Origin of the sequence: Shinella sp. S4-D37, assembly GCF_040812195.1 — a bacterium.
In the GTDB taxonomy this organism is placed as follows: domain Bacteria; phylum Pseudomonadota; class Alphaproteobacteria; order Rhizobiales; family Rhizobiaceae; genus Shinella.
Genome location: NZ_JBFNXL010000005.1, coordinates 2,968,036 through 2,995,000 on the forward strand (window position 1 = coordinate 2,968,036; position 26,965 = coordinate 2,995,000).

The following is a 26,965-nucleotide window of genomic DNA, read 5'->3' on the forward strand; positions in this document are numbered from 1 at the left end:
CTCAGACCGTCATCTGCGCGAGCTTGACGTTGGAATAGTCGAGAATGCCCTCGGTGCCGCCTTCGCGGCCCATGCCGCTCGCCTTGATGCCGCCGAAAGGCGCCTCGGCCGCGGCCAGGGCAAAGCTGTTGACGCCGACCATGCCCGCCTCCAGCCGCGCCGCCGCCTCGCGGGCGCGGCCGGCATCGCGGGTGAAGACATAGGCGGAAAGGCCCATTTCCGAGGCGTTGGCGCGGTCGAACACCTCGTCGGCCGCGGCGAAGGGCGTGATGGCGGCGATGGGACCGAAATTCTCCTCCGCGATGGCCTTCGCATCGTCCGGCAGGCCGGTGATGACGGTGGGCTCGAAGAAGAAACCGGCATTCATCTCCGCCGGGCGCCCCCCGCCGGCAAGGATCCTGCCGCCGCGCTCGCGGGCATCCGCGACGATCTCCTCGATGGCGGCGATGCGGCGCTGGTTGATCAGCGGCCCCATCTGCGTCGCCTCGTCGAGACCGTGACCGAGCTTCAGCGCCCTGACGCGGGCGGCAAAGCCCTCCGCGAAGCGGTCGTGCAGCGCCTCGTGCACGTAGAAGCGGTCGGGAGTGACGCAGACCTGGCCGGCATTGGCGTATTTCGTCGGCACGGCAAGATCGAGCGCGCGGTCGAGATCGGCATCGTCGAAGACGATCATCGGCGCATTGCCGCCAAGCTCCATGCTGATGCGCTTCACCGTCTCGGCGCTGTCGCGGATCATCTCTTGGCCGACGCGGGTGGAGCCGGTGAGCGACACCTTGCGCACGGCGGCCGCGGCCATGATGGGCTTGTAGGTGGCGGCGGTGGGGCCAATCAGGAGATTGGCGACGCCGGCGGGAAGCCCGGCCTCGCGCAGGCAATCGAACAGGATCATCGCGACGCCCGGCACCTCGACGGAGGGGCGGACGATGACGGCGCAGCCCGCGGCAAGCGCGGGGGCGACCTTGCGGGCGATCAGCGCCGCCGGGAAATTCCAGGCGGTGAAGGCGGCGACGACGCCGACGGGTTCATGCGACACTTCCAGCCGGCCGCCCGGCGCGCGGCTCTCGACGATGCGGCCGTAGATGCGGCGCGCCTCCTCGGCATACCAGCGGAACTGCTCGACGGCGAGGCCCCATTCGCGGCCGGACTGGGCGAGCGGCTTGCCGGTCTCCAGCGTGATCCGGCGGGCGGCCTCCGCCGCGCGGGCGGCCATGGCGTCGGCGACCTTGTGCAGCAGGTCCGCGCGCGCCCAGGCGGGCGTCGCCTTCCAGCCGCGAAAGGCCCGCTGCGCGACGGAAATCGCGCGCTCCGTATCCTCGACACCCGCCGCCGGCACGCTGCCGAGAACCGCACCGTTGCCGGGATCGGCGACCTCCGTCGAAGCGCCCTGCGCGGGGCCCGACCAGACGCCGTCGATGAACAAACCGTAGGAACCGTACATGCTGTCTCCTCCATGCAGGGGCGCCCGCAAGCGTATTTCCAGAACCAGAAGAAAGGCAATTTTTATTGCAAGTCAAGAACAATCCGCAACGTTTGGTGCAAGCCCGGTCGTCCGCAGTTCACCGCGGCCGTTCCGGCAGCACGAGCGGCGTGCGCCGGCGCGTCGCCAGCGCCTCGACGATCTGGTCGGCAAGGCAGGTGGCGACGAGACCGTCCCAGGCCGTCGAGCCGTCGGCGGGTGGCGTTCCGCTGCGAATGCCGTCGATCCAGGCCTGGTTCTGCAGGCGGTAGGCATCGCGGAAGCGGGGAACCCAGTTTTCCGGAAAGGCGCCCTCCTGCGCGCCGCTGCGCCGCGTGCGGGTGAGCGCCGGATGCGCCATGCCGATCGTGCCGCCCGCGCAGACGGCCTCGGCATGGACGTGATAGCCGTAGGCGGCGTTTATGAAGACCTCGACGGACACGAGGCTGCCGGCCTCCGTCTCGAAGACGAACATCGCAGGGTCGCCGCTGCTTCCGGCCTCCGACGCGCAGGGAATGACGGTGACGGCGCTGTATTCCGTCGCCAGCAGCCAGCGGCAGACGTCGATCTCGTGCACCAGCGAATTGGTGATCGCCATCGCGCCGGTGAACCAGGCGGGCGCCGCGGCGTTGCGGTGCCGGCAATGCAGGATGCGCAGCGCGCCGAGCGCCTTGCTGTCGAGCGTCGCCTTCATCTCGCGGTAGGCCGGATCGAAGCGGCGCATGAAGCCGGTCTGCACCAGTTGCCGGCCCGCGCGCCGTTCGGCCGCGACGATCTCCAGGCATTCGGCAGTGCTCGTGGCGAGCGGCTTTTCGCACAGAACCGGCTTGCCTGCGGCGATCGCCGCCAGCACCAGCCGGTGATGCGTGGCATCGGGCGAGGCGACGAGGACCGCCTCGACCGCGGGATCGGCGATCAGCGCCAGCGCATCCGTCGTCGCCCGCGCGCCCTGCGCGGCCGCCTCGGCCCGCGACAGGTCGGCATCCGCCACGGCGACGAGATGCGCCCCCGCGACATCGCCGGCAAGGATGCGTGCATGCTCCGCCCCCATCACGCCCGCGCCGATGACGCCCACTCCAACCGTCTTCATCGTTCCCTCCTCCTTCGTTTCAGCCGCCGTCCACGGCACGCCAGGTGCCGGCGCGCGCGGATGCGTGGATCGTCTCGACGAGCGTCTGGATGCGCAGGCCGGCGCGGAAATTGAACGGCTCGGGCCGAAGGCCCGCAATCGCCTCCAGATAGCCGGCGACCTCGATCGCCTTCAGGTCGTTGAAGCCGAGCTGGTGGCCGGGCGCGACGCAGAAGCGGCCGTAGGGCACGTGATCCGGCCCCGCCTCGATGCGGCGGAAACCCTGCCGGCCCCTCCGGTCGTCCGTGGAATAGAAATGCAGCTCGTTGAAGCGCTCCTGCGAGAAGGCGAGCGCGCCCCTGGTGCCGTGGACCTCGAAATCGTGCTGCATCTTGCGACCGGTGGCGATCCAGTTGCCCTCGACGGAGCCGATGGCGCCATTTTCAAAGCGCAGGAAGGCGCGGCCGACATCGTCCGTCTCCACGCTGCGCATGCCGCCCCGGCCGTCCGGGCGGCTGGCGATCATCGTCACGCAATCGCCCATCACCCTCTCGATCGGGCCGAGCAGGAATTCGGCGGTCGCCAGCGCGTGGCTGCCGAGATCGGCCAGCGCCCCGCCGCCGGCCGGATCGTGGCGGAAGGTGAAGGGCGCGGCGGCGTCCGCCATGTAGTCCTCGGCATGAAGGCCGCGATAGAAGCGGATCTCGCCGAGCTCCCCGCCCGCGATCATCTCCCGGGCAAGATTCAGCATCGGGTTGCAGAGATAGTTGAAGCCGACCTGCGTGCGCACGCCCGCACGTTCCGCCGCCTCGGCCATTTCCCGGGCATCGCGCGCCAGCGGGGCGAGCGGCTTCTCGCAATAGACATGCTTGCCGGCTGCGATGGCGGCGAGCGCCATTTCCTTGTGCAGGGCATTGGGGGCCGTGATGTCGACCACGTCGATTTCGGGATCCGCCACCAAGCTGCGCCAATCGTCCGTGGCGCGCCGGAAGCCGAGCGCCGCGCGGGCGGCCTCCGCCTGTGCGAGCGTCACGTCGGCGATGGCGGCCGGCTCCACCTCGTAGGGCAGGTCGAACACCCGCGCGGCGGCCGCAAAGCCGAAGACATGCGTCTTGCCCATGAAACCCGACCCGATGAGGCCAAGGCGAAGCGTCTTCTTCATGCTCTCTGTTCCCTGGATGATGGCGCACGGATTTTTCCGTAACGCCCATGCTTGCATCGATTATTGCGAAGTCGCCGCGCGGTCCGGATTCGCTCCGCCTCCGTCAGATCGTGCCGCCGAGCGAGGCCTCCAGCAGCGCCAGTTCCTGCCCGCCCGCCATCATGTCCTGCAGGGCCGCCGCATCCACCGTGCCGCGCTCGGCCGTGCCCAGCGTCTGGCCGCGGTTGAGCACCGTGAAACGGTCGCCGACGGCGAGCGCGTGGCGCACGTTGTGGGTGATGAAGACGACGCCGATGCCCTGCTTGCGCACCCGGTCGATGGTGCTGAGCACGTTCGCCGTCTGGCGCACGCCGAGCGCCGAGGTCGGCTCGTCGAGGATCAGCACCTTGGCGCCGAAATAGACCGCGCGGGCGATGGCGACGGTCTGGCGCTCGCCGCCCGAGAGCGTGCCCACCGCCTGGTCCGGCCCGCGCAGGTTGATGCCCATCTTGCGCATCTCCGTGACCGTGATCTCGTCGGCCTTGGCGGTGTCGAAGGTCTTGAACGGCCAGATGCCCCGCTCCGGCTCGCGGCCCATCCAGAAATTGCGGCTGACGCTCATCAGCGGGATCATCGCGAGGTCCTGGTAGACGGTGGCGATGCCGGCGTTCATGGCGTCGCGCGGGCTGTGGAAGAGCGTCGGCGTGCCCTCCACCAGCACCTCGCCGCCGCTTGGCTTGTAGACGCCCGACATGATCTTGATGAAGGTCGACTTGCCCGCGCCGTTGTCGCCGAGCAGGCAATGGCATTCGCCCGCCCTTATGTCGAAGGAGACGCCGGCCAGCGCGATGACATGGCCGAAGTGCTTCGTGATGTTTCTCATCTCCACGATGGCGGACATCAGCGTTCTCCCGTGATGATGCGGCGGATGTAGGTGTTCATGATCACGGCAGTGAGCAGGATGAGGCCGAGGAACACCCGGAAGAGTGAGCTTTCCGCATTGGCGAAGAACAGCCCCTGCTGCACCACGCCGAAGATGATGGCCCCGAGCGCCGCGCCGATGACCGAGCCGTAGCCGCCGGTGAGCAGCGCCCCGCCGATGACGACGCAGATGATCGCCTCGAACTCCTTGAGCATGCCGCGGTCGGCCGCCGCCGAGCCGAACTCCATCACCTGGCAGGTGGCGAAGACGCAGGCGCAGAAGGCGGAGAACATGAACATGAGGATCTTCACCCGGTTGACCGGCACGCCGACATAGCGCGCGGCGAGCGCATCGCCGCCGGCCGCGAAGATCCAATTGCCGAACTTGGTGCGCGTGAGCAGCCAGTGGCCGAAGACGACGAGCACGATCGCCCAGACGACGAGCATGGGGATGCCGTCGATGACCGGCTGTCCGGCGCGGTTGCCGCGGGTGAAGGTGGCGATCCAGCCCATCTCGCCCATCCAGGTGAAGAGGCCGCCGAGGATCTTGCCGCCGAAGAGCGGCGCCAGCCAGTCGTCGGCCGCCTTTTCCGCCACGCCGCCGATAATCGTCTGGCGGGTGAAGTAGACCGAGCCCCAGATCGTCAGGCCGCGCAGGATGTAGAGGAAGGCGAGCGTGACGATGAAGGACGGCAGGCCTGTGCGGATGACCAGCCAGCCGTTGACGCCGCCGACAAGGACGCAGAAGACGAAGGTCGCGATGATGGCGAGCCAGAGCGGCACGCCGATATGGACCGACAGGATCGCCATCATGACGCCGGAAAAACCGATCATCGAGCCGGTGGAGAGGTCGAACTCGCCGGCGATCATCAGGAGGCAGGCGCCGACCGCGATGACCATGAACTGGGCCGACACCACCGTCCAGTTCAGCACGCCCTCGGCGGCGAACATGCCGCTGTCGCCGGCCACCACCGCAAAGAGCAGGAAGACCAGGATGGTGCCGCAGATGCCGCCGAGCTCCGGCCGGATCAGCGCGCGCCGGAGCCGCGAGACGGGCTTGATGCGCTCGTCCTTCAGCGCGTCTGGAATGACGTCCGTCATGAATGCAGTCTCCTCCCTCGAAAGACCGGGCCTCGCAAGACCGGGGCGCGGACGGCTGCCCGCCCGCGCCTGCGAAAACCGTCAGATCAACGGTACTGGCCCGCCAGGGACTCGACCAGCGCGATATTGTCCTTCGTCACGAAGCCCGGGCCGGTGAAGATGGAATTGGCCGGGGCGACGCCGTAGCGCACATAGCTCGTCAGCACCTGGATCGGGATCGAGCCCTGCAGGAACGGCTGCTGGTCGATCGCGAAGTTGATCGTGCCGTCCTTGATGGCGGCGGAGATCTCCGCCGAGAGGTCGAAGGTGCCGAAATAGATGTCGCCGTCGAGGCCCATGTCCTTCACCGCGCGGATCGACGGTTCGGCCGAATTGGGGCCGAGCGTCAGGATGGCGCCGGTATCGGGATTGGCGGTGAGATAGGCCTTTACCTTGTTCAGCACTTCCGACGGGTCGATGCCGGAATCGACCATCTGGTTGCCGAGCTCGACGCCGATGCCCTCGGCAAAGCCGCGGCACCGCTCCACCGAGGCCGGGTTGGTGATGTAGTGGTTGACGCACAGGAAGCTCTTGATGCCGGCCTCCTTCGCGCGCTTGCCCGCGCCGAGGCCCGCCTCGTATTCCGGCTGGCCGACATGCATCAGCGCGCCGAGCTTCTGGCTCTGCTCCACCGTGCCCGAATTGACGGTGACGACCGGAATGCCCTTGGCGACGGCATCCTTGATCGGCCCTTCCAGCACGTTGAAATCGGCGATGGTGACGATGATGCCGTCGACGCCGGCGGCCGAGCTCTGCTGGACGATGCGCGCCATGTCGGCAAGGTCGCCCGTCGGCGGGTTGCGGTACTCGGTCGTCACGCCCATCTGCTCGTTCGTCACCTTGATCGCGTTCTTGATGACGTTGAACCAGCTGTCGCTGTCCGGGCCGTGGCTGATCCAGACGAATTTCTCGCCATCCGCATGGGCAGCGCCGGAAAGCGCCGTCGTCGCCAGCAGCGCACCGAGGGCCAGGGATTGCAGGATTTTCTTCATGCTTAACGTCCTCCCGAAGTTGGCTTCCTGTTCGCTCCCCGCCCGAAGCCTTTGCGGGTAAAAGCATGCGTCAGGCCGCGCGCTTGGCGCCCTGCGCGACCAGGGCCGCGTCGAGGCGCCCCTGGTCCCAGCCTTCCTCGACGGCCCGGGCGACGAGGTCCTGCTGGCTTTCCGGCGCGAGGCCGCCGAGCGGCGGATCGGTGTCGAGATTGGTCGGGAACGGATAGCCGTCCGCCGTGGCGGCGATCGCCGCCCGCCGCCCGGCCGGCGACAGCGCCGCCAGATGCGGATAGACCGCACGGACCATCGCGGTGCGGTCGAGGCTTTCCATGTGGCGGGCGAAGGCCGAAGCCGTCTGGATGAGGTTGACCATGCGCACGACATCGGCCGTGCGGTTCTCGCCGGCCGCATGGAACAGCGCCGGGGAGAAGAAGATCGCGTCGCCCTTTTCCAGGGGAAGCTGAACGCAGTTCTCCTCGAAATAATCCCGGAACTCCGGCCGCGTGGCGGCGACATAGCCTGGCAGGTAGCGCTGCGAATGGGGCAGGAGCTTCGTCGTGCCGCTTTCCGCCGGCATGTCGCAATGGGCGACGCCGCCCTGCAGGATGAGCGTCGGGCCGGTGGCGTGGATATGGCTCGGGTACTGCGCCATCTGCTCGGGCTTCATGAAGCCGAGGTGATAGTCGCGGTGCGGCGCCTGCGCCTTGCCGCCGGGGCGCACCTGATTGACCTGGGTGGCGATCTGATAGCCCGGGCCGAGCCAGGCGCGGCAGGCGATGTCGATCACCGGATTGGCCATGTAGCGGGCATAGACGGCGGGATCGCGCAGGCAGAGTTTCTGCAAGCTGTTCCAGATGCGGTCGTTGGCACCCGCCTTGGCGAAATGGTCGCCAGCCGCCGTGCCCGCGGCCCGTTCGTCGGCGATGATCTTCCGGAAGACCTCGCTTGCCGCGTCGATGGCGCCGGGATCGGTGAAAGCGCGCTTGACGACGAAGACGCCCGGCCCCTCGCCGATGACCGAGGCCCATTCCGGGCCGATGGCATCGTCGACCGATGCGCCGTCATAGATGGGGATGTTCTTCTCGATGGCGATCGCCGTCGGGCACATCGCCATCGTCGTTCCGGTCTCCACCTGACGCCGGAATTGCGCAAGGTCGATCGCCGCGGCTATATCGTTCATCGAAATCCTCCCCGATGCCTGAAAACCGGTCTGGCGGCAGCCGCCGTCGCGCTCGCCCCACCCCTCCCCGGGCACGGCGAGCCGCAAGCGCAGATCAAAAATTGCAGCCGTCAATCGACTGCAATATTAATTGTGAAAATTTGCCGGTGTCAATACGGCCGGCGGGTTCCACGTTCAGGCGGTCTCGGCATAGGTCCGGGCCATGGCCGTCACGATGGCGGTAACGCTGTCGCGCGTGGCGTCGCGCGCATCCTTCGCCCATAGGACGCCCACCGGCGTCTCATGCAGCAGCAGATGCCCGGCAAGGCGCCGGCGGAACGGGCGCACGCCCGGGCGGACCAGCGCCAGATCGAGGTTGCCGGCCAAAAGCCGCGGGATCAGCCCGCTTCCCCTCGATGTTCGAGCCGATCCACGGCTCGGCTTTCGACATCACGGGCAAGGGCATCGCCCTGACGGAAATCCCAATGTCGCTCTGCCCGTTCTGCTCCTCGGATGCGGACTGGCCGGACAACATCCTCGTCGTCTATCTCGCCGAAGGGCAGACCTTCGTGCAGTACAACGCGCCGATCGAGGCGCATGGCGTGCTGGAATACGGCGCCTGGACCGATCCGCAGACCGGCTTCCGCAGCCAGTTGCGGCTTCGCGACGCCGCGTTCGATACGGTCTGACCATGCTGGCGCTCGAAATCTCCGCCCTGGAAATGCGTTTTCCCGGCCTTGCCGCGCCGGTGCTCTCCATTCCCCGCCCGCACCTTCCGGCAGGCGGACGGCTCGCCGTCACGTCACCGGGCTCGAAACCGCGACAAGCGGCTCCGCCTCCTGGGGAAAGACCGATCTCAGCTCCCTTTCCACCGGCAGGCGCGATGCCTTCCGCGCGGCCCATATCGGCCTCGTGATGCAGGACTTTCATCTCTTTCCCGGCCTTTCAAACGCCGCCATGGTCGAGGAAAGCACCGCCGTCACGCATCGCCTCTCGGCTGAATCGGCGGCACTCGCGCAATTGGTAGGTGAATTTGAGATGCCCCTTGGCGACACCACGATGCACGGGTCGGCAGGTCAGCCGAGGCTACGCCTTATCGCATAAGGTACGACACGCCTCCAGGCCCCAGCTCGAAAGCGTATTACGAAGCGATCCACGAGACGTGGAATTTCCATGTCGGCATGGCTAGGTTATGAGAAAGGCGCGGGGCGGCCAAGCCCGTTGCCCTGGATAATTCTTCGGCGAACGCAAACCGAAATGAACAGAAAATCCCCAGTCTATCCGACTGCACTTCCCGCCTTCGAAACGAGCGCTCGTCACGGCAGTTTCTCCGGCACCGCGGGTGAACGCGGCGGCCGTGGCCGGGATCGGCATCCTCGCCGGCATTCTCTAAACGGCGATGGCTGGCGGAGATATCCGCCAGCCATCCCGAAGCAGTCCCGCATACCCTTTTACGTCAGGCCTTCGTAACGGTGTGGACCCAACCGTGGGGATCGTCGCGCTGGCCTTTCTGGATACCGACGAGCGCCTCGCGCATCTCGGACGTGACAGGCCCCGTCTCACCGCTCCCGATCATGAATTCGCCCCCGGTGAACTTCACCGTGCCGATGCCGGCGACAACCGCCGCCGTACCGCAGGCGAAGGCCTCCCTCATGCGGCCGGAGGCGGCATCCGCCTTCCACTGGTCGAAGGAATAGAGCTCTTCCCTCACCGTCAGCCCCTTGTCGCGGGCAAGCGCGATCAGCGACTTGCGGGTGACGCCGGGGAGGATGGTCCCGCCGAGCGGCGGGGTCAGGAGCGAGCCGTCATCCATGACGAAGAAGATGTTCATGCCGCCGAGCTCTTCCACCCAGCGATGCTCGGCCGCATCGAGGAAGACGACCTGGTCGCAACCCTCGGCGCTCGCTTCCGCCTGTGCGACAAGGCTTGCCGCATAGTTGCCGCCGCATTTGGCGACGCCCGTGCCGCCCTGGGCCGCGCGGGTGTAGTTCTGCGAAACCCAGATCTTCACCGCCTTCGCGCCGCCCTTGAAATAGGGGCCGACCGGCGAGGCGATCACACAGAAGATGTATTCTCTCGACGAACGCACGCCGAGGAAGGTTTCGCTGGCGAACATGAAGGGACGCAGATAGAGGCTCCCGTCGCCCTGCGGTATCCACTTCGCGTCGATGCGGACAAGCTCGTCGACCGCCGCGATGAAATCGGCCTCGGGCAGTTCCGGCATCGCCATGCGCTGCGCCGACTCCCTGAAGCGACGCGCGTTCTCCTCCGGGCGAAACAGCACCGCGTGACCGTCTTGCGTGCGGTAGGCCTTCATCCCCTCGAATATCTCCTGGGCATAGTGGAGGACGCTGGAGGCAGGATCCATCGCAATCGGGCCACGCGCCACGATCTCGGCTCCATGCCACCCCTTGTCGGCGCTCCAGCGGATGATCGCCATATGGTCGGTGAAGAGCGTGCCGAAGCCAAGATTTGCAAAGGCTGCTTCGCGCTCCGCCTCCGGGAGAGGATTTGCGTTCGTCTTTATGATAAAGGAAAGGTTCGGGCTTCCGGCTGGCATAGGGTCTCTTTCAGATCGGGTCGATAGGCGCTGACTTTGCCGCTTTACCCATTGATCTTCAAGCGTTCACCGAGCCTATGCCGACAAAGTTTCTCTCAAGCGGCAGCGTGACCGTGGCGCGCAGGCCGCCTTCGGGCCGGTTCGACAGGCCGATCTCGCCGCCATGCGCCCTGACGATCGCCCGGGCGATGGAAAGCCCGAGCCCGATGCCGCCCGTCTCGCGCGAGCGCGACGTCTCCAGGCGGGCGAAGGGATCGAAGACATGCTCCAGGTCCCCGGGGGGGATACCCGGCCCGTCGTCGTCGATCGTGATCTCAAGCGTCCGGCCGCCGCCGTTCACACCGACACGCGCGCCGCGGCCGTAGCGCTGGGCGTTTTCCATAAGATTGCGCAGCGCCCGCCGAAACGGCATGCGGCGCACGGCCGTCACCGCCGGCCCGGAGCCGGTGAAGACGACGGGCGGGCCGGTCTCGGAAAGCTCGCCCGCGATATCCGCCAGAAGCGCGGCAAGATCCGTCTCCTCCATCGGCTGGTCCCGCGAGACGCCGCGGGCGAAGGCCAGCGTCGCCTCCACCATTTCCCGCATCTCGTCCAGCGTCGCGACCATCCGCTCGCGCGTCTCCTCGTCGTCCACCATCTCGGCGCGGACCCTGAGCGCGGTGATCGGCGAGCGCAGGTCATGGCCGAGCGCCACCAGCATGCGGGTCCGGTCGGCGATCATGTCCGACAGTCGCCCCTGCATCCTTGCCAGCGCCTCGCAAAGTGCGCGCACCTCGCGCGGGCCCTCGGGCGGCATGGCGGGCGGCGCACCATCGAGGCCGAAGGCGTCGGCCGTGGCGGCGAGCCTGCGCAGCGGCCCCGTGATCCGCCTGATCCCGAGCCACAGGGCGGCCATCAGCAGCGACAGCGAGAGCACCATGGTGCCGAGGACGACCGGCGGCACCTGCAGCCTCGGCCGCTCGAAACGGGAGCGGACGTTGAGCCAGCGGCCCTCGGCGAGGCGCACGGAAATCCTGAGTTCGAGGGGACCGATGCCGGCCGCCAGCATACGCTCCCGCAGCCAGGGGGCCGGCATCGGCCGGTGGCCATGCACGGGGACGAAGACATCCTCGACGCGCACCTCCAGCGGATTGTCGAGGCGCTCGACAATCCGGCTGCGGACCGTTTCCTGGGTGGTCCCCTGCCCATCGACCAACGGCCTCTCGCCGAGGTCGAAGCGCACGAGACGGGAATTGACCGCCGCAAGGATGCTCCCCGCACCGGCTTGCGTCGTGTCCTTGAGCGCGCGGGCGACTGCGGCCGTCCTGTCGGCTGTCTCGAAGCGATTTGCCGCGCGCAACGCCGCACCCCGCTCGTCGGCGAACAGCCAGAGGCTCATGACCTGCGCCGTGACGAAGGCACCGAGAATGAGCAGGGCCAGTTGCCCGAGCAGGCTGCGAGGAGCAAGGCGCATCACGTCACCTCGCGGACGTCGGCGGCAAGGCTGTAGCCGCCGGCGCGGACGGTGGCGATGATCTGCGGGCGGGCGGGATCGTCCTCGATCTTCCGGCGCAGGCGGCTCACCTGGTTGTCGATCGTCCGGTCGAAGACATCGGCGCTGCGCCCGCTGGTGATGTCGAGCAGTTGGTCGCGGGTGAGAACGAAGCGCGGGCGTTCGAGGAAGGCGGTCAGCAGCTTGAACTCGGCGGTCGTCAGCGCGACCTTCCCGCCGTCGGTGGCGCGCGCGAGCACCCGCGTATCCGTGTCGAGGATCCAGCCGGCGAAGGCGAGCCTGCGGCCGCCGACCTGGCCGGCGAGCGGCTCGGGCCTGTCGGCGCGACGCAGGATCGCCTTGATGCGCGCCAGGAGCTCGCGCGGGTTGAACGGCTTCTCGAGATAGTCGTCCGCGCCGATCTCAAGCCCGACGATCCGGTCGGTCTCCTCGCCGAGCGCGCTCAGCATCAGGATCGGCGGCCCGCCGGATGTTGAAAGGCGGCGCGCGGCCGAAAGGCCGTCCTCGCCCGGCATCATCACATCGAGAACGACGAGATCGAACCGGCCCGTCTTCAGCTGGGCCTCCATGTCGGCCGCATCGCGAGCGGCGCTCGCGCGCAGTCCGTTCTTCTGAAGATAGCGCGTCACAGCATCGCGTATCTCGCGATGGTCGTCGACGACGAGGATGTGCGGAGTTCGGCCCAGTTCGCTCATGAGTCCCTATAGCGCGGGAAGCGGGCGGCGTGAAAACTATTCGGTCGCAGCCCGTCGCACGCACCGGCTTCTGCGACAGACCGATACAATCGGCGCATCCTCCGGCAACCTTCTGCGACACGGTCCGTCCATCCTCGCCCCATCGAAACACCGAACCGATGAGGCGACAAGATGAAACGCAAGACGATCCTGACCCTGAGCGCCGTGGCCTTGACCGCGACGGCCGCCGCATTCGCCATTCCCGCCCTCGCCGGCGGCCCCGGCCCCTGGGGCTGCCACGGCATGCGGATGGGCGGCCATGGCCCCATGGGGCCGATGGGCATGCAGGCCCTGCGCGAGAACCCCGTCTACAAGTCGTTCGACGCCGACGGCAACGGCACCGTGACGACGACGGAAGCCGAAGCCGGCATCGCCGCGCTGCACGGCAAGCACGACGCCGACGGCGACGGCAAGCTTTCCGCGACGGAATTCGAGGCACTGCTTGCCGAGGTGAGCAAGGGGTTCGCCGCGCGGCCGTTCGCCATGCTCGACGCGGACGGCGACAAGGCGATCAGCGCCGAGGAAATGGCGTTTCCGGTGAAGATGATGGCGCATATGCGGGCCTGGCGGGATGCCGCCCCCGAAGACGGGCCGAAGCCGTGACGGAACCAGAGACGGGAGCCGCGCCGGCTCCCGCCCCGACAATGGGAAAGGACAGGAAAATGAACGAGCCGAGGGGCTATTCACCGACACAGATCGTGCTGCACTGGGCCGTCGCCGTTCTTGTGGCCGGGCAGTATCTTTTCAACGATGCGATCTCGCGCGCATGGGGGCTCGTCCGGCAGGGCCAGGCCTTCGCCTTCGAGCCGCTGATCCTCGCCCATATCGCCGTCGGCGGGCTGATCCTCGTCCTCGTCGCCTGGCGCGTGCTGCTGCGCCTCAGGCACGGCGCACCGCCGCCGCCGGAAAACGAGCCCGGCCCGTTGAAGGTCGTCTCGCAGGTGGCGCATTGGAGCTTCTATGCGGTGCTCGCCGCCCTCTCCATCAGCGGCCTTGCCGCCTGGTTCGGCGCTATCCATGGCGCGGCGCTGGCCCACAACGTCCTGAAGGTGGCGCTTCTCGCCCTGATCGTTCTCCACATGCTGGCGGTGCCCTTCCACCACATCGTCCTGAAGAACAACGTCATGGCACGGATGCTCCGGCCGGCCGGCTGACCTCGACCAGACAACGGGCGAGCCATACATTATTTCCGCGCCGTAGGAATGCTGCCTGTTGGAGTTCGACAAGGCTTCACATCCCTGATGCGCAGCCTTGCACGCCACGGGATCAGCGGCTGCGTGACGACCAACGGGCTTCTCTCGCTGCCGGAGCGCCATGCCGCGCTCGACCAGATCCGCATGGGCGACGCGGCCCTGGTGCTGATCTCGCCCGACGTTGCGCCGGCTGGATACGCGGGCGAAGCATCGCGGCGCCGTCGTCGCCACACCGGGCGAGATCGTGCGGGAAGAAGCCGCGCAAGAGTTCGAGCGCGACAGCACCACCGACGATACCAGGCTGAAGACCGCCATCGCCTGGCTGGAGGAAGCCACGCGGCCCATCGAAGGCGACTGGCCTGGATCGACGCTGCTTATCTGAAGGTGCGCCGCGGCGGGCGCATCGTCTCGGTCGCCGTCATCCTCGCCGTCGGCGTCAACGCAGACGGCCGGCGCGAGGGGCTGGGCATGGAGATCGGCACATCCGAGGCGGAGCCGAACCCCATCGAGCGCCTTAACGGCGAGATCAAGCGGCGCACGGAGGTCGTCGGCATCTTTCCCAACGACGGCGCATCGTCCGTCTCGTCGGCGCGCTGCTGCTCGAACAGAACGATGAATGGGCGGTGCAGCGGGCCAGATACATGACGCTGGAAACCATCAGTCAGATGAGCGATGATCCGCTCATCAACTTGCCAGCCGTGGCACGCTGATCAGCCAGGCCCATGCCGGAGAACACGGCGAGCCGCGCGCCGTAGTCCACGATCCGACGAAGCCCGATCCCCGCCTTGTCGAACTCGTTCGCGTGCTTGCACGGCAGGCCGCAAAGGACTTCGTTGAAGCCGAAGGGAAGGGTGAAGCCGGCGATGGCCTCCCCGAGTCACCGGAGCTGAACCCGGTCGAAAACCTCTGGCACTTCATGCGCGACAGTCCTGCGAAGACATCGTCCATCACTGCTGCCACGCCTGGCGAAAGCTCGAAACCCAACCCTGGCCCATCATGTCTATCGGGCGCAGAGAAAACGACATCCGTGGCCTGCTGCGCAACTTCGGTTTGAAGGTCGGCGTAGTCGGAGCCGCCAGGTTCGAAGACCGCATTCACGAGCTGGTGGAGGATATGTCTGATCTGGCCATCATCATGGATCCGCTGCTTGCCGCCAGGCGGAAGCTGCGCGAGGAGTTCTCATGACTGCACCGGAAGGTTCTCGATATTGCGCGGGACGATGTAGTGTGCACGCGCTTGATGACGGTGCCGGGCGTTGCAATATGTGTTCCAGGTGCCGTATTCGTCTTTGAATGATCACCGGACCGTCGGCGAGGTGATCGATGAAGCACCCATCCTCTGGAGCGATAGCCGTCAATTCCGGCCGGGACTTGCCCTGTGCTGCGAGGTGCGCTGATCAAACTCGCCAAAATGTTGCCCGCGCTCCCGCATGCGCTCGGTGCGCGACTGCACGGTCTTGCTGTGCCGCTGGGCAATGGAATCGATCAGCAAGTTAAGGATGACCGTCAGGCTCGCCGAGGAATCCCAGAACGTCTCGACGAAGGTCTCGCCCTGAAGCACTAGGTCGGTATATTCATATGCCCAGTTGGAGAACTTGTCGGTGACGATGACGAGTGGCATGCCCGCATCCCGCGCCTTCTCGGCAAGCAGTACGCCCTTGCGCGCATAGGAATGGGTATCGACCAGCACGAGGCAATGGCTCTCGCCGGACATATCAAGGATTTCAGCGAAGACGCCAGCATGGTCCTCGGAAAACCGTACCTTCGGGCGGACATATTGCAGGCGGCTCGAAAAATCGATGGCAAGGCCACGCGAAGCCTGGAAACCGACGACGCTGACGAACTGCGGATCGGCAATCGTCTCGACGCAATGGCGCCAACGCGGCAGCGTCGTCAGCTTGTAGGCCTCGGTGACGGCTTCCAGTTCCCGCTTGAGGCTCTTCTCCAGCGTGCGCTCCTCCAGCGGATCGAGTTGCAGGCGCTTGAAGACGTTGCCCATGCTCGCCGCCTCCGCGCCGGCCGTCGGCTTCAGCGCCTCCTTGAAATCCTTGAGGTTTGCATAGCCGAGCTGGCGAATGAAGCGAATGACCGTCATTTCGCTCAGTCCGAGCGCAGCGGCAAGCGAGGCGCCGGTCTCGTAGGGCAGGCGGTCCCAGTTGTCGCGCAAGTGCGAGGCGATCATGCGGCCGGACCGCGACCACCCCATGTCCTCGCCAGCAAGGCCACGTTCGAGGAACGTGTTGAGATCCGTTTCCCGGCCGCCCTTGCCGGAGCGTTCGCCATCATCGGCACCCATGCTCTTCTCCCGGTCGCTCTGCCATCGGAGGTTATGCATCCGCTCCGTCCTTGACCTGCATACGTGGTACGGAATCACGGAGCAACGCTGTATATTCGCTTTCCGGACGATCGAGAACGCGCGCCGTCTCGCCAACCTCCACGAGGCGCGCCGCGCGGAAGACGGCGATGCGGTCACACAATTTGCGTACCACGTCGAGATCATGCGAAATGTAGATCACCGTCAGGTTGCGCTCACGCCGCAGGCGGACGAGGAGGCGGATAATCTGCGCCTGGATCGTCACATCAAGTGCCGAGGTGATCTCATCGGCCACCAGCACTTCGGGATCGAGGATCAGCGCTCGGGCGATGCCGACCCGCTGGCACTGGCCACCCGAAAGCTGCCGAGGGCGACGGTGGGCGAATGTTTCCGGCAATTCCACTTGTCGCATCATGTCGAGCGCGCGGCGCCGCGCCTCCGCCGCACCGGCAATGCCGTGCCGGCGCAAGGGTTCGGCGATAGCGTCGACGACGGTCATCGCCGGATTGAGGGAATCGAACGGGTTCTGGAAGACCATCTGCACCCGGCGGCGATAGGCGGCAAGCGCGCCCCCCTTCATACGGTGGATATCCTCGCCGGCAAACGACATCTGCCCCGCCGACGGCGTGACAAGCCGCATCAGCGCTTTGGCCATGGTGCTCTTTCCAGAGCCGCTTTCGCCGACGATGCCGAAACATTCGCCCCGGTGGATATCGAGCGACACGTCCGAGAGCGCCTGCACCGCGCCATTGCGGCGTTGCAGCACGCCGCCTGGATGGTAGGTGACACTGAGGGCGAGGATGGAAAAAAGCGGCGTCGCGGCAGCCGTCGGTCCCGGCATTGCCGGCAGATCGAGCCGGCTCGGCTGCGAGGCGATGAGCAGCCGCGTATAATCATGACGCGGCGCGTGAAGAACGTCGCGGGTCGACCCTGCTTCGACGATCTCGCCCTGCCGCATGACCACGACCCGGTCGCACATTTCCGCAACCACCGCCAGGTCGTGCGAAACAAGGATCACGCCGAGGCCGAGCCGGCGGTTGAGATCGCGCAGCACATCAAGGATGCGGGCCTGCACGGTCACGTCGAGCGCCGTCGTCGGCTCATCGGCGAGCAGGATGCGCGGCGCACAGGCGATGGCCCCACCGATCATCACCCGTTGCTTCATGCCGCCGGAAAGTTCGTGCGGATAGGCGCGCAGGCGCTTTTCCGGCTCGTTGATCTCGACGGTGCGCAGGATCTCCAGGGCACGCGCCTCGATGTCGCGCGCCGCGCCATGCAGGCGGATCGGCTCGGCGACGTGATGGCCGACGGTGCGCAGCGGATCGAGGTGGGAGGCGGGATTTTGGAAGATCATCGACATCTCCCGCCCGCGCACGGCGCGCATCTCCTGCGGCGTGCAGGCAAGGAGATCTCGGCCGCCGAAAAGCACGCGCCCCGAAACTCTAGCCTGGTCCGGCAGGAGGCCGAGCAGCGCCCGGCAGGTCAACGACTTGCCGGAACCGCTTTCGCCGACGATACCGAGCACTTCGCCCGCCATCAGCGTGAAGGCAACATCGCGCACGACGCGCAGCGCCCCGAAGGAAACGCCGAGCCCTTCGACGGACAGCAGGGGAATGGTCGTATCGCTCATGATTTCAACATCCTTCCGAGCCCATCACTGACAAGAACGAAGCCAAAGCCCATGAGGATCGCAGCAAGGCCGGGGAAAAGGCAGATCCACCACGCATCCACCACATAGGGCTGACCTTCGGCGATCATCGCCCCCCATTCCGGCGTCGGCGGCTGGACGCCGAGACCGAGGAACCCGAGGCTCGCCCCGGCCAGAACGATCATCACGATATCCGTGGTGGCATAAACCAGAACCACCGACAGCGTGGCGGGCATGACGTGGCGCAGAAGGATGACAGGCGTGGAGTAGCCGAGGACCCTTGCCGCCTGCACATAATCCTTGTCGCGCAGGATCGCGGCTTGCGCACGCACCAGCCGCGCATAGGACACCCAGCCGACCAGCGCCAGGGCGATGAAATAGTTGGTCAGCCCAGGCCCCATGATGCCGACGATGGCGATGACGAGCACGAAGAACGGGAAGGCGACCGTCACGTCGATGAGGCGCGCGAGGATCGCATCCGTCCATCCGCCGAAATAGCCCGCAGCCAGGCCAGCGAGCGTGCCGAAAACCAGCGGGGCGGCAACCCCCGCGACCCCCATCCACAGGTCGATGCGGATCGCATGGATCGTGCGGCTGAAGACGTCGCGGCCGAGATGATCCGTTCCGAACGGGTGCTGGCCGGAGGGCGCGGCCAACAGTGCCTCGAAATCGATAGCGTTCGGATCGAACGGCGAGACATGCGGGGCGGCAACTGCCAGCACGAGCAAAAGCGATAGAACGAAGAGCCCGAGCGTGAGTTCGAGCGCGCCATTGCGGGCGAGGAAGGCGGCGGCCGTCATAGCTTGAACCTCGGGTCGATCAGCGAGGAGAGCACATCGACGAGCAGCGTGATCGATACTGTCAGCAACGCATAGACGATGGTGAGGCCCTGGATGACGGCGAAATCGCGCCCGAGCACGGCGTTGACCATCAGCGTACCGATGCCGGGCACCGCGTAGACGATCTCCACCACCACCGCCCCGCCGATCAGATAGGCCAGCATGACGCCGAGCAGGTTCAGCGTCGGGATCAGCGAGTTCATCAGCACATGGCGCACGAAATTCGTGCCCTCCGGCAGGCCCTTCGAGCGGCCGGCGACGACATAGTCGGCCTCCATTTCTTGGATCAGCGTGGCGCGCAGGTTGCGCAAAAGCAACGGCACGAGCCAGATGGCGGTGCTGACGGCGGGCAGGAAGAGATGCCTTAGATGGCCGAGGAAACCCTCGCCATAGCCGCTGACCGGGAACCAGCCGAGTTCCACGCCGAAATACCGCGCCATCATCAGCGCCAGCCAGAAAACAGGAAAGGTCATGCCGACAATGGCGCCGAAGCGGATCAACTGGTCGAGCCAGTGGTTGTGATAGCGCGCCGCAAGCACGGCAAGCGCCAGCGTCAAAGGAATGCTGATCGCCAGCACATAGCCTACGAGGAACAATGTCGGCGGCAGGAACTGACCGATAAGGTCGACCACCGGCTTTTGGAAACGCAGGGAATGACCGAGGTCGCCGCTCACGAGATTGCCGAGATAGCCGGTGTATTGTTCGATCAGGCCATCGTTGAGGCCGAGCTGGTCGCGCAATTGCGCCACTGCCGCCTCGCTCGCCCGGTCGCCGAGCAGCAGCCGGGCCGGATCGCCCGGCGACAGGCGCACCAGCAGGAAGCTGACGAGGCTGATACCGATCATCACTGGGATGGTCGAAACCAGCCGTCTTGCAAATACGGCAAGGAAGGCCATGCGATCTCCATCGAGTCGTTGCCATGCGACCTGGGGCGATTTCGGTGAACCCTGTTTCACCGAAATCGCCCTAGCTTGTTGTTTTTCGTGCATCATCCTACGCCGAAGCGCTGCCGCCCCGGCTGGAAGTGCTCTATTTCGAGAGAACGGCCTCTTCCAGCGACCATTGCAGCGACGGGCTGAGCGTCAGCCCGTCGACCGCGTTGGCATAGGCGTTGGCATAGGGCGGGTAGTAGAGCGGGATCTGCGCGACCTCTTCGGTCGAGATCTTCTGAATCTCGCGGTAGAGTGCGCCGCGCTTGGTCGGATCGAGTTCGCGAACGGCCTGCTCGGTCAATTCGTTCACCGTCGCATTGTCATAGTAGGTGTGGAAACTGTGCGTGCCGCACGTTCCGCATACGGCCCAGCGCACGGCAAGGTCCGGATCGGAGGTCTCGTTGTACCACCAGCTCGGCGCCAGGTCGTATTCGCCTGCCGGCACGCGCTCCCACCACACGCCGCGATCGACCTTCTCGATCTTCGTCTTGAGGCCGACCGCTGCCCATTGCGCCTGAAGCAGCGTCGCGAGCTTTTCCGCATCGGCATTGGAGGAGATCAGCATGGTCAGCTCCTTGCCGTCATAGCCACCCTCGGCAAGCAGCGTCTGTGCCAGCGCCGGGTCGTAGGTGATGGCGGGCAGGTCCCTGGCGTGATGGTCGAGGGCGGCGGGCAGCGTCGTGTTGGCCGGCGCGGCGTGGCCTTCGGTCATTGCCTTGGTGATGGCAGGCACGTTCAGCGCATGGGCAGCGGCCTGCCGCACCTTGATATTGTCAAAGGGCGGGCGGCGTTCGTTAAGCAACGTCATGTAGATGACGGTCGAGGGCTCCAGCGCCATGCGCAGCTTCTCGTGCGCGCCGACGCTTTCGAGCTGCGCCCACGGCACCTCACGCATCGCATCGAGTTCGCCGGCCATCAGCATGGACACGCGGGTATTCGAGTTCGCGACCTCGATAAACTCGGCGCCGTCGTTCTTCGGATACCCTTCCCGCCAGTAATTCGGGTTCGGTTCAAGGATCAACCGATCGTTCGGCCGCCATTCGCGCACCTGATAGGGGCCGGAGCTGACCGGATTGTCGCTGAAAGCCTTTTCTCCCCGCCCCTCGACATCGGCCTTGGAAACGATGCCGGCATTGAAGACTTCGAGATTGTCGAGGATCGGGGCAAAGCGATGCTTCAGTTTGACCCTGATCGTGCCGGGATCCTCGGCGCTCACGCTTTCGACAGCGGCAAGCGTTGCACCGTAGACGGATTTCTCATCCTTCATCGCCCGCGTCAGGCTGAAGGCCACGTCCTCGGCGGTTATCGGCGTGCCGTTGGAGAACTTCGCGGCACGCAACTTGAAGACCAGTTCCAGCCCATCCTCGGAAATGGTCCATTCGCTGGCAAGGCCCGGCTGGACGACACCGGTCTCGTCGCGGCGCAGAAGCCGGGCATAGAGCTGGCCGAAGGCTTCGATATTGCCCGCGGCCGTCGAGCGGACGGGGTCGAGGGTCGTCGTGACGTAGGGCGACCCGATGCGGATGAGATCGGCTGCGTCAACTGGATGCGACAACAGCGCGGCAACAAGTGTGCAAGCCAAGGTGATGGAGTTCCGTTTCATGTGATTTCCCCCTTTGGGCACGGCCTTTCCGGCCGGCGAATTTAATACTGGTGTATTTATAACGTTTGTGTCAATCAATGTTATAAAATTATCTTTACGAAAGGAAGACGCGATGGAGACACAGGGTACAAAGCAGCGCGGTCGCGCACTCGGGCTACAATTCCAGGGGCGGACTGGCGCCTGGAATGCGATCACCGACGTTCCGGGTGTTGCTGTGGGGTATACGACGTTGATGTCAGGCGATGGGCCGCTCAAGGTCGGCGAAGGTCCGGTACGGACCGGCGTGACTGCAATCCTACCGCGCGGACATTCGCGGGAACTGCGGCCCGTCTGGGCGGGCATCCACGCACTCAATGGCAATGGTGAGATGACCGGCAGCCATTGGATCCGCCATGCCGGCCATTTCTCCGGCCCGATCTGCCTAACCAACACCCACAGCGTCGGCGCGGTACACGCTGCCGCCACCAAATGGATGATCCGTCACCATGCCGAGGATTTTTTGCCTGATCATGTCTGGGCCATGCCCGTGGTCGCCGAGACCTATGACGGCCTGTTAAACGACATCAATGGCCAGCACGTGCGAGAAGAGCACACCATGCAGGCCATCACGACCGCGATCTCAGGGCCGATTGCGGAGGGCAATGTCGGCGGCGGAACCGGCATGATCGCCTATGAATTCAAGGGCGGCACGGGCACTGCCTCGCAGATCGTACAGCTCGGCGGCAGGGAATACACCGTAGGCGTTCTGGTCCAGGCCAATTATGGCCTGCGCGACTGGCTGACGGTGCTTGGCGTTCCGATCGGCCGGCATCTTCGGGAAGACCGGATGTTCGATGGCGAGCAAGGCTCGATCATCGCCATCATCGCCACGGACATTCCGCTTCTGCCCAACCAGCTCGAACGGCTCGCCCAGCGCGGCGGCATTGGCATCTGCCGCAGCGGCAGCCCCGGCGGCAACAATTCCGGCGACATCTTCCTCGCCTTCAGCACCGCCAACAGCTTCACCCGCCGCGCCCTCGCCGCCGCACCCCGCACCATGACCGCGATCCCGGACAACTGGCTCGACCCCGTCTATCTCGCCACCGTCAACGCGGTCAACGAAGCCGTCCTCAACGCCATGCTGGCCGCGGAGGACATGACCTGCCTCAAACCGCGCAACAGCCGGGTCTGCAGGGCGATCGACCCGCAACGCCTCATGGATCTCATGAAGATTGGACGGGCTGGGTAAAAATGGCGCTCTTCTCTATTCGGCGCCTTGAGGTCAAGCGCCATCGAGCTTCCAACGTCATCGGAATTTGACATCGTTCGCGGGTCCGCGCTTCTCGTCGGGATCGGCTCTATGGCCCTCCCAGCATGGGATCAGGAGAATGAGGTGCTTCAATCTGACTCGCGCCCTGATCGCGATAGCGTAATCGGCACAAGAGCCCACAGCGACCTCGCCTCACCCACACTACGTTGTTCGGGTGTCAGTGAATCTGCCATTGGACCAATATGAGACGAGCATGGCAAAAAGCGACGCCAGCATCGCGTCGGCCGAGGCCCAGATTGCGAAGATCGACCGGGAACTCGACACCTTACTCAACCTGATCCTCAAGGGCAGCGCGGCCGACGCGATCAACGCGAAAATGGTGACGCTGGAACAGCGTAAAAAGGAATTTGTGCTGTTCGTCGCCGAAGCGGATGAACCGCCTCCCCTTCTGCATCCGAACATGGCGCTGCAATATCGTAAGCGCGTCCAGCAGCTCCACGAAGCCTTGCGGGGCGACGAGGACCGAGGCGGCCGAGGTTCTGCGCACGCTGGTCAAGACCATCATCCTGACGCCGGTCGACGGAAAGATCGAAATCGACGTTCGTGGCGATCTCGCTGGGATCCTGACGCTATCGGTAAAAACGCAAAAGCCCGCCCAAGGGGCGGGCAAGTCGCAAGTAAAGCTGGTTGCGGGGGCAGGATTTGAACCTGCGGCCTTCAGGTTATGAGCCTGACGAGCTACCGGGCTGCTCCACCCCGCGTTATTGTTTTGTTTTTGCTTATCACGCAAAAGGGCCGCTTTGAGGGCGGCCCGCTTTCGGCTTGGGCCGACGTTTGTTTGGAGAAGATTGTTGATTGCCTTTAGCAGACCTGGCAGCGACCTACTCTCCCGCGTCTTGAGACGAAGTACCATTGGCGCTGGGGCGTTTCACGGCCGTGTTCGGAATGGGAACGGGTGCGGCCACCCCGCCATGACCACCAGGTCGGCTAAGGGCAATCAATTGAGAAGCTGGTAGAAGGCAGAGCCTTCGTTTGTCTTAATTTTGTGAACACGTCTTGTTTGACCTTGCCAGACGCCTTCGGCCGGGGGCCGCAAGCGCAGAGCGCGTCGCCAATCGTCTGGCGCGCCGTCCGCAGGGCAGCGATCGTGAGATCGCGGTGCGCCCGTGAGGACATAAGATCGGCATCATCAGTGCAGCGATGCTGCGCTGATGAGCATGAACAATGAGAACGATCAAGCCAATCGAGCTATTAGTACCGGTAAGCTTCACACATTGCTGCGCTTCCACACCCGGCCTATCAACGTGGTCGTCTTCCACGGCTCTCAAGGGAATACTCGTTTTCAGGTTGGTTTCCCGCTTAGATGCCTTCAGCGGTTATCCATTCCATATATAGCTACCCTGCTATGCCCTTGGCAGGACAACAGGTCCACCAGAGATATGTCCATCCCGGTCCTCTCGTACTAGGGACAGATCCTGTCAATATTCCTACACCCACGGCAGATAGGGACCGAACTGTCTCACGACGTTCTGAACCCAGCTCACGTACCGCTTTAATTGGCGAACAGCCAAACCCTTGGGACCTGCTCCAGCCCCAGGATGCGATGAGCCGACATCGAGGTGCCAAACAACCCCGTCGATATGGACTCTTGGGGGTCATCAGCCTGTTATCCCCGGCGTACCTTTTATCCGTTGAGCGATGGCCCTTCCACGCGGGACCACCGGATCACTATGACCGACTTTCGTCTCTGCTCGACTTGTCAGTCTCGCAGTCAGGCGGGCTTATGCCATTGCACTCGACGACCGATTTCCGACCGGTCTGAGCCCACCATCGCGCGCCTCCGTTACTCTTTCGGAGGCGACCGCCCCAGTCAAACTACCCACCATACACTGTCCCGGACCCGGATGACGGGCCGCGGTTAGACATCCATGACGATAAGGGTGGTATTTCAAGGATGGCTCCACGCAAACTGGCGTCCGCGCTTCAAAGCCTACCACCTATCCTACACATGCCGACACGAATGCCAGTGTAAAGCTATAGTAAAGGTGCACGGGGTCTTTCCGTCTAACCGCAGGAACCCCGCATCTTCACGGGGAATTCAATTTCACTGAGTCTCTGCTGGAGACAGCGGGGAAGTCGTTACGCCATTCGTGCAGGTCGGAACTTACCCGACAAGGAATTTCGCTACCTTAGGACCGTTATAGTTACGGCCGCCGTTTACTGGGGCTTCGATTCAAAGCTTGCACCTCTCCTCTTAACCTTCCAGCACCGGGCAGGCGTCAGACCCTATACGTCGTCTTGCGACTTCGCAGAGCCCTGTGTTTTTGATAAACAGTCGCTACCCCCTGGTCTGTGCCACCCCACTCCACTTGCGTAAAATGGGGTCACGCTTCTTCCGAAGTTACGCGTGCAATTTGCCGAGTTCCTTCAGCAGAGTTCTCTCAAGCGCCTTGGTATGCTCTACCTGACCACCTGTGTCGGTTTCGGGTACGGTCTATACGGTGGAGCTATTTCCTGGAACCTCTTCGCCGCACAACCAATCCAATAAGGATGTACGACATACGAGATCCGTCACTACCACCAGGCCCACGAATATTAACGTGGTTCCCATCGACTACGCGTGTCCGCCTCGTCTTAGGGGCCGGCTAACCCTGCTCAGATTAACTTTAAGCAGGAACCCTTGGTCTTTCGGCGAGAGGGTCTCTCACCCTCTTTATCGTTACTCATGTCAACATTCGCACTTCCGATACCTCCAGGGCTCCTCACGGATACCCCTTCGCAGGCTTACGGAACGCTCCGCTACCACTTGCAGTAAACTGCAAATCCTCAGCTTCGGTGCATGGCTTTAGCCCCGTTACATTTTCGGCGCAAAGACCCTTATTTAGACCAGTGAGCTGTTACGCTTTCTTTAAATGATGGCTGCTTCTAAGCCAACATCCTGGTTGTTTTGGGATCCTCACATCCTTTCCCACTTAGCCATGACTTGGGGACCTTAGCTGGAGGTCAGGGTTGTTGCCCTTTTCACGACGGACGTTAGCACCCGCCGTGTGTCTGCCGACTAGTACTCCTCGGTATTCGGAGTTTGGTTAGGATCAGTAAGACGGTGAGTCCCCATAGCCCATCCAGTGCTCTACCCCCGAGGGTATTCGGTCGACGCTCTACCTAAATAGATTTCGCGGAGAACCAGCTATCTCCGAGTTTGATTGGCCTTTCACCCCTAGCCACAAGTCATCCCGATCTATTGCAACAGATATGGGTTCGGTCCTCCAGTTGGTGTTACCCAACCTTCAACCTGCTCATGGCTAGATCACTCGGTTTCGGGTCTAATGCGTCGAACTGAACGCCCTGTTCAGACTCGCTTTCGCTGCGCCTACACCTACCGGCTTAAGCTTGCTCGACACACTAAGTCGTTGACCCATTATACAAAAGGTACGCTGTCAGGCTTGCGCCCTCCAACTGCTTGTAGGCAACCGGTTTCAGGTTCTATTTCACTCCCCTTGTCGGGGTGCTTTTCACCTTTCCCTCACGGTACTTGTTCGCTATCGGTCATGCACGAGTACTTAGGCTTGGAGAGTGGTCTCCCCATGTTCAGACAGGATTTCACGTGTCCCGCCCTACTCAAGGACAATGCCTGTTCTACGTGTACGGGGCTATCACCCGCTGAGGCCGGACTTTCCATTCCGTTCCACTTTATTCAGCATTGCCACTGGCCTGGTCCGCGTTCGCTCGCCACTACTTACGGAGTCTCGGTTGATGTCCTTTCCTGCAGGTACTTAGATGTTTCAGTTCCCTGCGTTCGCTTCTTACCCCTATGTATTCAGGATAAGATACCTTATTTCAATGCTTGGAAACCTAAGCCGTACCGAAGTACAACTTAAATTCTCCAAGCATTTAAGGTGGGTTTCCCCATTCGGAAATCCATGGATCAAAGCTTATTCGCAGCTCCCCACGGCTTATCGCAGCGTATCACGTCCTTCATCGCCTGTGCATGCCAAGGCATCCACCAATTGCCCTTACGACACTTAATCGTTCTCATTGTCTATGCTCACCATCTATTGGATTTGGAATTCCTTGCCCCTTCGCTTGCGCTCAGGGGGTTCCAAATCTGACCATACGGACAAGCCGCATGTGCCAGACCCAAAGATCGGGCTACCTTTTACAACCCAATCCGATCAATGATGCCATCGACGTGTTCGACAGACCGCTTTATTGGAGCTACGCCGAGCAGCTCGCTTGCAGCCTGTCATTAAGACCAGCTTCTCGAGATCAAATCCGGTACCGTGCGGTTAGACAACAGTAATCCGATCACCCGTCAGAAGCAGCACAAGGCTGCCAACAACGAACGATCTAGAGCGACAAGCTTCCTTCCTCCTCCAATCCCTCACCAATCTCCGGCCGGCTAGGCCATCGAAAGGTTCACCGGGAAAGGTCTCGGACGCCTTGGGTCAAAAACCCAAAACACCTGGAAGCCTCCAGATCAATCTTCTCTTCACAATGTATGCAGAACAGGCGCACAGCCATTCG

Annotated in this window: 19 protein-coding genes, 1 tRNA gene, 2 rRNA genes and 4 pseudogenes; 8 read left to right on the forward strand and 18 right to left on the reverse strand. The window is 64.1% G+C overall.

Features of this window, described 5'->3' with window-relative positions:
• Position 1 precedes the first annotated feature (1 nt).
• The 7 genes from AB3G45_RS22050 to AB3G45_RS22080 all read right to left on the reverse strand — a co-directional run bounded on the left by AB3G45_RS22050 (position 2) and on the right by AB3G45_RS22080 (position 7,899).
• Positions 2-1,438 (reverse strand): NAD-dependent succinate-semialdehyde dehydrogenase, encoded by a 1,437-nt coding sequence (locus tag AB3G45_RS22050; RefSeq protein WP_367832585.1) that lies wholly within the window; start codon positions 1,436-1,438, stop codon positions 2-4.
• A gap of 118 nt (positions 1,439-1,556) precedes the next feature.
• Positions 1,557-2,546, reverse strand: a complete 990-nt coding sequence (locus AB3G45_RS22055) for a Gfo/Idh/MocA family protein (protein WP_367832586.1) — start codon at positions 2,544-2,546, stop codon at positions 1,557-1,559.
• A gap of 19 nt (positions 2,547-2,565) precedes the next feature.
• Positions 2,566-3,687 carry a Gfo/Idh/MocA family protein gene (locus AB3G45_RS22060; protein ID WP_367832587.1) on the reverse strand — a complete coding sequence of 374 codons (1,122 nt, stop codon included), beginning with the start codon at positions 3,685-3,687 and terminating at the stop codon, positions 2,566-2,568.
• Between the two features lie 103 nt (positions 3,688-3,790).
• A complete protein-coding gene (locus AB3G45_RS22065) occupies positions 3,791-4,567 on the reverse strand; it encodes an ATP-binding cassette domain-containing protein (RefSeq protein WP_367832588.1) in 777 nt (258 codons plus the stop codon).
• Complete coding sequence (locus tag AB3G45_RS22070; RefSeq protein ID WP_367832589.1) at positions 4,567-5,688, reverse strand: ABC transporter permease; 1,122 nt, start codon at positions 5,686-5,688, stop codon at positions 4,567-4,569. Before AB3G45_RS22070 ends, AB3G45_RS22065 begins: the two co-directional genes overlap by 1 nt.
• 86 nt (positions 5,689-5,774) lie before the next feature.
• Positions 5,775-6,719 carry a sugar ABC transporter substrate-binding protein gene (locus tag AB3G45_RS22075; RefSeq protein ID WP_367832590.1) on the reverse strand — a complete coding sequence of 315 codons (945 nt, stop codon included), beginning with the start codon at positions 6,717-6,719 and terminating at the stop codon, positions 5,775-5,777.
• A gap of 70 nt (positions 6,720-6,789) precedes the next feature.
• The gene (locus AB3G45_RS22080; protein ID WP_367832591.1) at positions 6,790-7,899 is read right to left on the reverse strand and encodes a phytanoyl-CoA dioxygenase family protein; all 1,110 of its coding nucleotides are present in this window, start codon (positions 7,897-7,899) and stop codon (positions 6,790-6,792) included.
• Between the two features lie 449 nt (positions 7,900-8,348).
• Here AB3G45_RS22080 and AB3G45_RS22085 point away from each other — a divergent pair.
• Positions 8,349-8,567: pseudogene (locus AB3G45_RS22085) on the forward strand (hypothetical protein); the annotation flags it as partial.
• A 767-nt stretch (positions 8,568-9,334) separates the two neighbouring features.
• Here AB3G45_RS22085 and AB3G45_RS22090 read toward each other — a convergent pair.
• The 3 genes from AB3G45_RS22090 to AB3G45_RS22100 are packed head-to-tail and all read right to left on the reverse strand — an operon-like array spanning position 9,335 to position 12,625.
• On the reverse strand, positions 9,335-10,438 hold the full coding sequence (locus AB3G45_RS22090) for a branched-chain amino acid aminotransferase (protein ID WP_367832592.1): 1,104 nt from the start codon (positions 10,436-10,438) through the stop codon (positions 9,335-9,337).
• A gap of 58 nt (positions 10,439-10,496) precedes the next feature.
• Positions 10,497-11,891, reverse strand: coding sequence for an ATP-binding protein (locus AB3G45_RS22095; RefSeq protein ID WP_367832593.1), 1,395 nt, complete (start codon positions 11,889-11,891; stop codon positions 10,497-10,499).
• Positions 11,891-12,625 carry a response regulator gene (locus AB3G45_RS22100; protein WP_367832594.1) on the reverse strand — a complete coding sequence of 245 codons (735 nt, stop codon included), beginning with the start codon at positions 12,623-12,625 and terminating at the stop codon, positions 11,891-11,893. Before AB3G45_RS22100 ends, AB3G45_RS22095 begins: the two co-directional genes overlap by 1 nt.
• Before the next feature lie 171 nt (positions 12,626-12,796).
• Here AB3G45_RS22100 and AB3G45_RS22105 point away from each other — a divergent pair, with 171 nt between their 5' ends.
• The 5 genes and pseudogenes from AB3G45_RS22105 to AB3G45_RS22125 all read left to right on the forward strand — a co-directional run.
• Positions 12,797-13,267 carry an EF-hand domain-containing protein gene (locus AB3G45_RS22105; protein ID WP_367832595.1) on the forward strand — a complete coding sequence of 157 codons (471 nt, stop codon included), beginning with the start codon at positions 12,797-12,799 and terminating at the stop codon, positions 13,265-13,267.
• A 59-nt stretch (positions 13,268-13,326) separates the two neighbouring features.
• Positions 13,327-13,818 carry a cytochrome b gene (locus AB3G45_RS22110; RefSeq protein WP_367832596.1) on the forward strand — a complete coding sequence of 164 codons (492 nt, stop codon included), beginning with the start codon at positions 13,327-13,329 and terminating at the stop codon, positions 13,816-13,818.
• A gap of 373 nt (positions 13,819-14,191) precedes the next feature.
• A pseudogene (locus AB3G45_RS22115) lies at positions 14,192-14,567 on the forward strand (transposase); the annotation flags it as partial.
• 161 nt (positions 14,568-14,728) lie between these two features.
• Positions 14,729-14,874: pseudogene (locus AB3G45_RS22120) on the forward strand (IS630 family transposase); the annotation flags it as partial.
• A pseudogene (locus tag AB3G45_RS22125) lies at positions 14,872-15,114 on the forward strand (IS110 family transposase); the annotation flags it as partial. The pseudogenes AB3G45_RS22120 and AB3G45_RS22125, both read left to right, overlap by 3 nt.
• Before the next feature lie 96 nt (positions 15,115-15,210).
• Here AB3G45_RS22125 and AB3G45_RS22130 read toward each other — a convergent pair.
• The 5 genes from AB3G45_RS22130 to AB3G45_RS22150 all read right to left on the reverse strand — a co-directional run bounded on the left by AB3G45_RS22130 (position 15,211) and on the right by AB3G45_RS22150 (position 21,192).
• Entirely contained in the window at positions 15,211-16,152 is a 942-nt protein-coding gene (locus AB3G45_RS22130; protein WP_367832597.1) for a MurR/RpiR family transcriptional regulator, read from the reverse strand.
• 31 nt (positions 16,153-16,183) lie between these two features.
• Entirely contained in the window at positions 16,184-17,800 is a 1,617-nt protein-coding gene (locus tag AB3G45_RS22135) for a dipeptide ABC transporter ATP-binding protein (RefSeq protein WP_367832598.1), read from the reverse strand.
• Entirely contained in the window at positions 17,797-18,618 is an 822-nt protein-coding gene (locus tag AB3G45_RS22140) for an ABC transporter permease (RefSeq protein ID WP_367832599.1), read from the reverse strand. The genes AB3G45_RS22135 and AB3G45_RS22140 overlap by 4 nt, the downstream gene beginning before the upstream one ends.
• The gene (locus AB3G45_RS22145; RefSeq protein ID WP_367832600.1) at positions 18,615-19,553 is read right to left on the reverse strand and encodes an ABC transporter permease; all 939 of its coding nucleotides are present in this window, start codon (positions 19,551-19,553) and stop codon (positions 18,615-18,617) included. The genes AB3G45_RS22140 and AB3G45_RS22145 overlap by 4 nt, the downstream gene beginning before the upstream one ends.
• 133 nt (positions 19,554-19,686) lie before the next feature.
• Complete coding sequence (locus tag AB3G45_RS22150; protein WP_367832601.1) at positions 19,687-21,192, reverse strand: ABC transporter substrate-binding protein; 1,506 nt, start codon at positions 21,190-21,192, stop codon at positions 19,687-19,689.
• Between the two features lie 112 nt (positions 21,193-21,304).
• Here AB3G45_RS22150 and AB3G45_RS22155 point away from each other — a divergent pair, with 112 nt between their 5' ends.
• Together AB3G45_RS22155 and AB3G45_RS22160 are read left to right on the forward strand one after the other, a co-directional pair.
• Complete coding sequence (locus AB3G45_RS22155; RefSeq protein WP_367832602.1) at positions 21,305-22,420, forward strand: P1 family peptidase; 1,116 nt, start codon at positions 21,305-21,307, stop codon at positions 22,418-22,420.
• Between the two features lie 274 nt (positions 22,421-22,694).
• Complete coding sequence (locus AB3G45_RS22160) at positions 22,695-23,147, forward strand: hypothetical protein (RefSeq protein WP_367832603.1); 453 nt, start codon at positions 22,695-22,697, stop codon at positions 23,145-23,147.
• On the opposite strand, the gene AB3G45_RS22165 is transcribed toward AB3G45_RS22160, so the two are convergent.
• The 3 genes from AB3G45_RS22165 to AB3G45_RS22175 form a co-directional block, all read right to left on the reverse strand.
• A tRNA-Met gene (locus AB3G45_RS22165) sits at positions 23,126-23,202 on the reverse strand. The two genes, AB3G45_RS22160 and AB3G45_RS22165, sit on opposite strands and share 22 nt — an antisense overlap.
• 107 nt (positions 23,203-23,309) lie before the next feature.
• A 5S ribosomal RNA gene (gene rrf, locus AB3G45_RS22170) occupies positions 23,310-23,424 on the reverse strand.
• A 247-nt stretch (positions 23,425-23,671) separates the two neighbouring features.
• Positions 23,672-26,469, reverse strand: a 23S ribosomal RNA gene (locus AB3G45_RS22175).
• Positions 26,470-26,965 lie beyond the last annotated feature (496 nt).

Coding starts and splice junctions, on each gene's coding strand:
- AB3G45_RS22075 (WP_367832590.1), bottom strand. CDS start 6,719: ATGAAGAAAATCCTGCAATCCCTGGCCCTCGGTGCGCTGCTGGCGACG.
- AB3G45_RS22145 (WP_367832600.1), bottom strand. CDS start 19,553: ATGGCCTTCCTTGCCGTATTTGCAAGACGGCTGGTTTCGACCATCCCA.
- AB3G45_RS22100 (WP_367832594.1), bottom strand. CDS start 12,625: ATGAGCGAACTGGGCCGAACTCCGCACATCCTCGTCGTCGACGACCAT.
- AB3G45_RS22135 (WP_367832598.1), bottom strand. CDS start 17,800: ATGAGCGATACGACCATTCCCCTGCTGTCCGTCGAAGGGCTCGGCGTT.
- AB3G45_RS22090 (WP_367832592.1), bottom strand. CDS start 10,438: ATGCCAGCCGGAAGCCCGAACCTTTCCTTTATCATAAAGACGAACGCA.
- AB3G45_RS22140 (WP_367832599.1), bottom strand. CDS start 18,618: ATGACGGCCGCCGCCTTCCTCGCCCGCAATGGCGCGCTCGAACTCACG.
- AB3G45_RS22130 (WP_367832597.1), bottom strand. CDS start 16,152: ATGGGTGCCGATGATGGCGAACGCTCCGGCAAGGGCGGCCGGGAAACG.
- AB3G45_RS22160 (WP_367832603.1), top strand. CDS start 22,695: ATGGCAAAAAGCGACGCCAGCATCGCGTCGGCCGAGGCCCAGATTGCG.
- AB3G45_RS22050 (WP_367832585.1), bottom strand. CDS start 1,438: ATGTACGGTTCCTACGGTTTGTTCATCGACGGCGTCTGGTCGGGCCCC.
- AB3G45_RS22110 (WP_367832596.1), top strand. CDS start 13,327: ATGAACGAGCCGAGGGGCTATTCACCGACACAGATCGTGCTGCACTGG.
- AB3G45_RS22055 (WP_367832586.1), bottom strand. CDS start 2,546: ATGAAGACGGTTGGAGTGGGCGTCATCGGCGCGGGCGTGATGGGGGCG.
- AB3G45_RS22155 (WP_367832602.1), top strand. CDS start 21,305: ATGGAGACACAGGGTACAAAGCAGCGCGGTCGCGCACTCGGGCTACAA.
- AB3G45_RS22080 (WP_367832591.1), bottom strand. CDS start 7,899: ATGAACGATATAGCCGCGGCGATCGACCTTGCGCAATTCCGGCGTCAG.
- AB3G45_RS22065 (WP_367832588.1), bottom strand. CDS start 4,567: ATGTCCGCCATCGTGGAGATGAGAAACATCACGAAGCACTTCGGCCAT.
- AB3G45_RS22105 (WP_367832595.1), top strand. CDS start 12,797: ATGAAACGCAAGACGATCCTGACCCTGAGCGCCGTGGCCTTGACCGCG.
- AB3G45_RS22095 (WP_367832593.1), bottom strand. CDS start 11,891: ATGCGCCTTGCTCCTCGCAGCCTGCTCGGGCAACTGGCCCTGCTCATT.
- AB3G45_RS22070 (WP_367832589.1), bottom strand. CDS start 5,688: ATGACGGACGTCATTCCAGACGCGCTGAAGGACGAGCGCATCAAGCCC.
- AB3G45_RS22060 (WP_367832587.1), bottom strand. CDS start 3,687: ATGAAGAAGACGCTTCGCCTTGGCCTCATCGGGTCGGGTTTCATGGGC.
- AB3G45_RS22150 (WP_367832601.1), bottom strand. CDS start 21,192: ATGAAACGGAACTCCATCACCTTGGCTTGCACACTTGTTGCCGCGCTG.